This is a genomic window from Kitasatospora sp. MY 5-36 (assembly GCF_001182915.1).
Classification (GTDB): Bacteria; Actinomycetota; Actinomycetes; order Streptomycetales; family Streptomycetaceae; genus Kitasatospora.
The window spans coordinates 1-1,020 of the sequence record NZ_LFVW01001285.1 but is presented as its reverse complement, the minus strand read 5'-3'; the positions used below and the strand labels follow the sequence as shown (position 1 = coordinate 1,020).

Genomic DNA, 1,020 nt, shown 5'->3' with positions numbered 1-1,020 from the left:
GTGCCGCAGCGCGCGGTGCGCCGGCCGACCCGCTCGCGCCAGTCGCGCACCAGCCGGGTCTTGCCGATGCCCGCCTCGCCGGCCACCAGCAGCAGCTCGGCCCCCTGGCCGCCCGCGACCCGGGCCAACGCGGCGTCCAGCAGGGCCAGTTCGCGCTCCCGGCCGACCAGTGGGACGTCGAAGCGGCGCAGCAGCTCCGGGTCGTCCTCGTCCAGGCCGACCAGGCGGTAGGCGGTGACCGGCTCGGCCTTGCCCTTGAGGTGCAGCGGGCCGACCTCGTCCACCTGGGCGGCCGGGCCGGCCGCGCGCAGCGTCTGCGGGCCGATCAGCACCTGGCCGGGGGCGGCCCGGGTCTGCAGCCGGGCGGCGATGTTCACGGTCTCGCCGGAGATCAGCGCCTGGCGCGCCGAGGCGTCCGAACCCGCCACCACCTGGCCGGTGTTGACGCCGATCCGGACGTCCAGCCGGACGCCGAGGGTGGCGTCCAGCTCGGTGTTGAGGTCCTCCACGTCCTCCAGCATGGCGAGCGCGGCGGCCAGCGCCCGGTGGGCGTCGTCCTCGCGGATCACCGGGACGCCGAAGACGGCCATCACGGCGTCCCCGATGAACTTCTCCAGGGTGCCGCCGTGCGCCTCGATCCGGTGGTGCATCCGCTCGAAGTAGCGCAGGACCACCTCGCGCAGGGTCTCCGGGTCGAGCGCGCCGGACAGGGCGGTGGAGTCGACCAGGTCGCAGAAGACCACCGTGACCAGCTTGCGCTCCTCGGCGGCCAGGTCGAGGGCGGCGGCCCGGGGGGTGCCGCAGGAGGGGCAGAACTGGTCGTTGGTGCCGACGAGTTGGGCGCAGAGTGGGCAGGGCATGGTGGCCGTCCTTCGGTCGTCCTTCGCGGTGCGGGGCGTGCGCGGCGAAGCGGAACGGGTGTGCGCGGCGGGGCGGTTGGCGCGGCCCGGTGGTGCGGGCCGGGCGGTGGTGCGGGGCGTGCGCGGCGGGGCGGTGGTACGGGGGCGCGAGCGTTCCGGG

Annotated in this window: 1 protein-coding gene; it reads right to left on the bottom strand. The window is 76.2% G+C overall.

Features of this window, described 5'->3' with window-relative positions:
* The coding region (locus tag AE652_RS41990) for an adenylate/guanylate cyclase domain-containing protein (RefSeq protein ID WP_049661391.1) at window positions 1–860 on the bottom strand (860 nt) is incomplete at its 3' end.
* Window positions 861–1,020 lie beyond the last annotated feature (160 nt).